Source organism: Arthrobacter sp. P4_H3 (assembly GCF_056400885.1).
Genome location: NZ_JBFUKK010000042.1, coordinates 1 through 5,255, shown reverse-complemented (window position 1 = coordinate 5,255; position 5,255 = coordinate 1). Strand labels below are relative to the sequence as shown.

Sequence of the window (5,255 nt, the reverse complement as noted above, 5' to 3'; positions counted from 1 at the left end):
TTCATCCTGAGCCAGGATCAAACTCTCCGTTGAAGTAAAACAAAAACAGACACAACCACCACCCCCGGGAAAACGGAAGAAAACGGCTGCACAAAATTTGAAACCAGCTGAAAAACAACCAGGCCACACCACGGGGTGGCACAACCTGGCCAATTCAACCAATCCATATAAATAAATTGGTATCAACAAACTTGGCACACTATTGAGTTCTCAAACAACAGACACACCCGGCACCACCACAACCAACAATTCAGTCGAGGATCGCTCCGGAGCAACTTTCCAAACTTACCCGGTTCCGGGAAGCTTTGCAAACCGGCGTTTCCGCAGATCCAAGCTCCACCACAAGGGCCCCCGCCCGGTTTCCGCACGCCAGTAAAGACGCCGTTTTTCAGGCCATTCAGAAGGGGGTCGGTCGCTATCTTTCCGCATCAGCGGCGGCGACTCGAATTACTTTACACGCCCAGAGGACCCCACACAAATCCACCCCCAGACGGTGGGGGTGGGCCGGAAATCCGCGGAATTCCGCAGATTTCCGGCCCGCCCTGGCGTCCACAGTGGCTCCTGAGCGCTATCGGGTCTTATGTGGACTGAGTCACATTAAATACGAACGAGAAGTCAGCCTCCTGCGGCTCCAGCCGATAGCCTTCCAGGACTCCCGGGCCGCACGCCGCAGTTCCGACTCCTTGCACCGCGTGATCGAGGTACACGTAGCTGCGGCCGTCCGGAACCAGGTCGGGGCGATGGGTCGCAGCGTCCAGTACCTCCAGGCTGTACGGGCGCACAGTGAGTGCAAACGGTTCACCGCTGATGGCGAGCCGGCCGCCGTCGAGCTCCAACGCCGCCCGGTATACGCCTGAACGGGCGCCAGACTCTTGGGGCCGGACGTATTCCACGTCCATGTCCTTCAACGGCAGTTCGTACCAGCCGCGTTTGGTGCCCTGGCCTGTATCGGGATAGCTGTGATGCGGTCCCTCGCCGAACCATTCCACGGACTGGGTGGATGACCCCATGACGAGCTCAACCCCTATCCGGGCCCATGGCACCGGCCAGCCGGCATTGATCCACTCGCCGTCGGGCCTGACCCTGGTCCGCAGGCTGATACTGGCCCCGTCGCTGGACCAGGCGTATTCGGCGAGTACCCCAAACTGCTTGCCGGCCGGGGCAACCCGGGTCCGCACCACAAGCTCTTCCCCGCCGCCAGCCACGGGACGGGACGAAAGGCCGATAAGTCGCGTGTGCATCCGGTTGAGCCCGGCGTCCAGCCATTGGGTGGCCACGGGGCGCGGATCCGGGCTCCCCCATTCCGCCCCGAGGTCGTTGTCCGTGGCTGCACGCCACAACAGGAGCCGCAGCCCGTCCACGGGAATGCCGCCCAGCCGGATGAGCGAGCCCGTGACCCGGTCGAAGACAGCCGGCCCCAGGCGAAGCAGATCGCCTTCCACCTTCACCCCGGCTGCGGCCTCAGGCGTCGGGGCGACCGGCAGATTGGCCGACTCCTGGCCCCAGGCGAGTTCGTGGCCTGCCGCGGCCCAGGCGGCGTCTTGCCGGAGCACTGCGCTGACCGTCAACACCGCCGGCGACTGGGCAGTACCTTCCAGCAGGCCGGCCGGCAGCCGCACATGGGCGGATTCGTGAGGCGCCACCGGCGCAACGTCAACCGAACCGCCGTCGACCGTCACGCCGTCGGCCTCCACAACGTACCGGAACTCCAGTCCCGCAGTGTCAGCGAAATCGAAGCGGTTGGTGAGCAGGAAGCCCGACCAGTCGGCCGCCACCTCAATGGACAGCGGCTCGATGACCTTCTTGAAATCCAGCAGGCCCGGGCGGGGGACGCGGTTGGCGTCCACAAGGCCGTCGGTGACGAAGTTGCCGTCGTGGACTTCCTCGCCGAAGTCTCCTCCGTAGACGAAATGCTCCTGCCCGTCAGGGCCCGTGCGGGCGATGCCGTGCTCCAGCCACTCCCACACGAAGCCGCCCATCAGCCGCGGGTAGCGATGGAAAAGCTCCTGGTATTCGGACATGCCGCCCGGTCCGTTGCCCATGGCGTGGACGTACTCGCACAGCACAAACGGCATGTCCCGCCGCCGTGCGTCCAGGCCGGCGTCGTCAAGCGGCGGCTCCACGCCCTGGCCGATCAGCCCGGTCTCCGCCTGGCTGGCGTACATCCGTGAGTAGACGTCCACGTAGGCCGAGGTCCAGTCGCCCTCGTAGTGGATGGGTCTGTAGGGGTCGCGGAGCTTGGTCCAGCGGGACATCGCGGCCAGGTTCTCACCGGTGCCGGCCTCGTTGCCCAGCGACCACATGATGACCGAGGCGTGGTTCTTGTCGCGTTCCACAGTTCTGGACATGCGGTCGACAAGTGCGGGCTGCCACTGCGGATCGGCGCTGGGATTCTGCCGCCAGCCGCCTTCTTCGAAACCGTGCGTTTCCAGGTCGCATTCAAGGACAACGTAGAAGCCAAGCTGGTCAGCCAGCGCCAGGAAGTCCGGATGCGGCGGGTAGTGGGATGTCCGGATGGCATTGATGTTGTGCTGCTTCATCAGCCTCAGCTCGCTCTCCATGACGTCCCTCGGCACCACGCGGCCCAGCTTGGGGTGGTGTTCGTGGCGGTTGACGCCGCGGAGCAGGATCCGCCGCCCGTTGACCTTGAACTGGGCATCCTCGATGCTGATGGTCCGGAAGCCAACCTGCACGGAGACGGTCTCCCCCGTGGTGCTGACCGTGGCGTCGTACAGCCGCGGCAGTTCTGCCGACCACGGCGTGATCTGCGGGAGACGATGCTCCACGCCGGCGGGCAGTTCCAGCCCCATTTCCGGGACGCGCACGACGGCGGCAACCGGCTCACCCGCCCGGCTCACCTCGATGCGAAGGATCCCTTCGCCGGTGCTGTGGTTGAAGTCCGCGTGGACAAAGACGTCGTCGACGCCCTCCGCCGGACGGGCCTGCAGCGTCACGTCCCGGAAGATGCCGGGCAGCCACCACATGTCCTGGTCCTCCACGTAGCTGGCTGCCGAGAACTGGGCCACCTGGACGGCGAGGACATTCGTTCCCGGCACCAGCACACCTGTGACGTCGAATTCGTGTGCGAGCCGGCTGCCGCGCGTGGTACCGAGCAAAGTTCCGTTCAGCCAGACCGTTCCGGCGGACTCGATGCCGTCAAAACGGAGCAGCGCCGACGGGAAATACTCCGGGCCCGCAACGAATTCGAAAAGCAGGTCACCGACGGGGTTGGCATCCGGTGCGTGGGGTGGTTCCACAGCGAAGGGGAACTGAACGTTCGTGTACCAAGGGGTGCCGTGCCCGTGCATGGACCAGCTGCACGGCACCGGGAGAAAGCCGAAACCGGGACGGTCGCCGCCCTCCTGCCAGCCGTCCTGTGGTGCCTGCCGGATACCGGGGTGGAGCCTGAACTTCCAGTCGCCGTTCAGCGACAACCTAGGTGCCGTGCTCTGCAGATATGCCCGGGCCGGCAGCGTGCCCTGCGGGGGAGCGACGGACGCGAGCCCGGCCACCTGTTCAGCGGCCAGGTCAAGGGTGGATTCCGCTTCGGCAACGGTATCCCGGCCGGCGGTGGTGGGCTGAACTGGCATGGCGTTTCCTCGGGTTGGGGTTTGTTCCGGCACCGGGGCGGCGTTGTGTATGCCGCGGCGCCCGGCTAGTTTCGTGAACGTTCACGTTCCATAGGATCCTACGCGAGTACGCCGTTCTTGAACAGGGTGTTGGGGGCTTTTGCAACGACCAGCCTTGCCGCTCGCCTCGGCACCACCGACGTAGATGCCCGCGGCCGGGTCAGGCCGACTTGCGGAGGACCAGTTGATGCGCCAGTGTCAGCCGGGCGGAGTCTGAGCCCGGCGCCACGGCACCCGTCAGGAGTCCGTCAAGGAGTTCGACGGCGGCCCGCCCCACCTCCCGCAGGTCCAGCGCCAGGGTGCTGAGTTCCGGGGTCAGGAGCTCACCCAGGGGGATGCCGTCCATGCCGACAACTGCACAGTCGTCCGGCACCCGGAGCCCTGCGTCGGCTGCAGCCTTGAGGACGCCGGCGGCCATCAGGTCGTTGAAGACCAGGATCCCGTCGGTTTCCGGCCGTTCCCGGAGCAAGGCAGCCGCGGCCGCCCTCGCTGCGCCCGCCGTCTCCTCTGCCGCGATCAGTGACCACGGGGACCCGGTCTGGTCCAGCCGGCTGGCGACGGCACGGCCGCGAACCGTGCACGGCCCGACGTCACCCGCGGGTGAGGGGGCCCGGGACTCCTGGCCCTCCGGCGCAAATGCCGATTGACGCGCATTGCACGCGTCCAGATAGGCGATGTTGCGCCGGTTCGCGCCCCACAAATGGTCCACGGCCAGCTTTGCCGCCTGGGTGTAGTCGAAATTGATACTGCCCGCTGCGCTTCCGGGAATCTCGTCGAGGACAATCAGCGGACGACGGCCCAGGGCGGCCTGGGCCTGGTCGGCGTACCCGCCCAGGTATCCGATGACGGCGTCAACATGGGGGGCCAGGTGTTCCACCGCATCCAGGCCGCTCCGGCCGCCATGGCCGTAGTCGTCAACCACGATGTGCCAGCCCCGTTGGGTGGCAAGTTCCACCACGCTCGAGGCAAATGCCGGGAAATAGGGATTCGTGAGATCGGGGATGGCAAGCCCTACGGAAGTTCGAGATCCCTGGACGAGGCCTTTTGCGAATCGACTGGGTGTGTAACCAAGTTCACGTGCCAGCTCCTGCACGCGTTCCCGAGTGGATTCCTTGATTCCCGGCATACCGTTCATGGCGCGCGTGACTGTCTGGCGTGAAACCCCCGCTGCGGCCGCTACGTCGAGGATTGTTGCCGGCTTGGCCGGGCGTCCGGAGGTTGTGGGGCTCATGGAGTGTAAGTCTAGAGCCGACGCTGCGCGTGGGTTGCCCGGAAAGGGGCCCGGGATGTGAGAGAGGGTCCTGGTTTTTGGTGCAGGATGTGAGAGAGGGTCCTGGTTTTTGGTGCAGGATGTGAGAGAGGGTCCTGGTGTTCCGTGGCCCGGTGTGGGTGGTTGAACGGGGTTTTGGGTTTGGCGGGGTGGTTAAAGTGGGAGAGCCTCCAGACTGTGTCTGGAGGCTCTCGACCTAATGGTTGTCCGGCGGTGACCTACTCTCCCACACCCTCCCGGGTGCAGTACCATCGGCGCTGTGGGTCTTAGCTTCCGGGTTCGGAATGGGACCGGGCGTTTCCCCCACGCTATGACCGCCGTAACCCTTCTACCCGGACCCCCGGCAGGTGCGGGGG

Annotated in this window: 2 protein-coding genes and 1 rRNA gene; all 3 read right to left on the bottom strand. The window is 65.4% G+C overall.

Translation table 11 applies throughout. The features are described 5' to 3' along the window. Nucleotides 1–578: 578 nt before the first annotated feature. Complete coding sequence (locus tag AC1DRE_RS25025; protein WP_476987159.1) at nt 579–3,590, bottom strand: glycoside hydrolase family 2 TIM barrel-domain containing protein; 3,012 nt, start codon at nt 3,588–3,590, stop codon at nt 579–581. Nucleotides 3,591–3,789: 199 nt separating this feature from the next. Further along, entirely contained in the window at nt 3,790–4,860 is a 1,071-nt protein-coding gene (locus AC1DRE_RS25020) for a LacI family DNA-binding transcriptional regulator (RefSeq protein ID WP_476987158.1), read from the bottom strand. A 244-nt stretch (nt 4,861–5,104) separates the two neighbouring features. Beyond that, nucleotides 5,105–5,221: ribosomal RNA gene (gene rrf / locus AC1DRE_RS25015) — 5S ribosomal RNA — on the bottom strand. Nucleotides 5,222–5,255: the final 34 nt, after the last annotated feature.